The 542-nt window shown below is 49.6% G+C and carries 1 pseudogene; it reads right to left on the minus strand.

The window, feature by feature from the left end:
- Positions 1 to 346: 346 nt before the first annotated feature.
- A pseudogene (locus AWU74_RS12080) lies at positions 347 to 542 on the minus strand (hypothetical protein); the annotation flags it as partial.

Below are 542 nucleotides of genomic sequence, written 5' to 3' on the forward strand. Positions count from 1 at the left end.
TTTCACCACGGGTGAAAAAGCCCACAAGCTATACGGCAAATTGTGCAGAAAACAGACGGGGATAGACGCGATACCCTTGCCGTCAACGAGTCCCGCAAATCAGCGTATTTCGCTGAATGAACTAATTAATGCATACATGGTATTGCGGACGGGCACACAAATTACATAATGCAAGTCCCTTCCAAAACCAAGACTTTCTAAAAGGGACTTGCATTAGTGTCAAACATAAATTGCGGATATCAGAAATAAACGCATGGCATTCATGAGTTAAGCTTTTGCCGTGCCTGCTTTCTCCTGTACCAATATCGACGGGCGACGCACAGGCTTCAGCAGAGCAATTGTTTTTTTAATCGACAAAATCAACCCGACCCGGTTCAAGGGAGTGCGCTTCTTTTGTGCCTGCAGGTACGCCCAGCGCGATAGCTACGGCATAGGTGTAGCCGTCGGGAAACTTGAGCAGCTTGTTCAGGCGGTTGCCGTTCGGTCCGGCAAAAGCTGCTTCGGGCATGCCCAAAATGACGCTCCCCAGCCCGGTGGAATGC

It is taken from the genome of Treponema endosymbiont of Eucomonympha sp. (assembly GCF_001028545.1).